Annotated in this window: 1 protein-coding gene and 1 pseudogene; both read right to left on the bottom strand. The window is 59.2% G+C overall.

Annotated features, from left to right (window positions below):
- Positions 1–253: pseudogene (locus tag BZK42_RS27935) on the bottom strand (STY4528 family pathogenicity island replication protein); the annotation flags it as partial.
- Positions 254–421: 168 nt separating this feature from the next.
- The gene (locus BZK42_RS27930; RefSeq protein ID WP_249025199.1) at positions 422–697 is read right to left on the bottom strand and encodes a ParE family toxin-like protein; all 276 of its coding nucleotides are present in this window, start codon (positions 695–697) and stop codon (positions 422–424) included.
- Positions 698–831: the final 134 nt, after the last annotated feature.

Raw genomic sequence — 831 nt, 5'->3', positions numbered from 1 at the left:
CATACTGCCGTATCATTATCCAGCACATCTTGTCCAGTGGGGAAAGCCGCATGTCCAGCACCAGCGCACGCGGATAGGCATCATGCAGGTTACCCGTGAACAGCAGCCCGTTACGCTCCTGGCCCGATGTGCCCGGCGTACCGTCAAGCCGCGCCCGCATCTTCGACAAGGTGTAATCAATGATATCATCAGCGGGCAGACGGTGACCGGCACCGGTACCCGCGGGGTCCGTCTGCGCATATTGCGTGTACATAGCCACTCTTCTCGTTGTTATATCAGTTCGTTATAAGGAAGGGTATTAAACATCCCACCAACGGGACTCTTTGCCGCCCCGCACCCCGCAGCCTCCCCCGGATGTCAGCCGGTATCCCGGATACCGCCAGCACCCCGGCGGAGTGACCGGTACAGACCGGGCAGCATTTCACCGCTTCAGCTCACGGTCATAAGTCTGGTGGGACATAAACAGCCACTCTTCACCCCGGTTTTTGCTCAGCAGACGCCAGCGCACCCCCACATCGATTTTGAGGTACCCTGAACATCCCACCTCGCTGTACACCCGCTTTCCCTGACGGTACTGCCTCAGCAGTTTCCGGGCCTTCCGGGTCGTACTCGCATGCACCCTCCGCGGGTCGGTACGCCAGTAACGAAACGAGTCATCCACATACGGATGCCGGGTCATGTCTGTATTCACACTCATGATGACACCTCCCGTTTTTCCTGCGCACACCATCCCCTGACCAGCGTCCACACCGTGGTCAGGCTGACGCCATGGGTTTCCGCCATCAGCATCATCACATCCAGGGACTCCACGCTGTCCGGGCTGTCCATCCC

This window comes from Citrobacter braakii (assembly GCF_002075345.1).
GTDB classification, from domain to species: Bacteria; Pseudomonadota; Gammaproteobacteria; order Enterobacterales; family Enterobacteriaceae; genus Citrobacter; species Citrobacter braakii.
This window is presented reverse-complemented; position numbering and strand designations above follow the sequence as displayed.

What these genes read in the sequence shown, in the direction of transcription:
- BZK42_RS27930 (WP_249025199.1), bottom strand. Translation starts at nt 697, where the DNA reads ATGAGTGTGAATACAGACATGACCCGGCATCCGTATGTGGATGACTCG.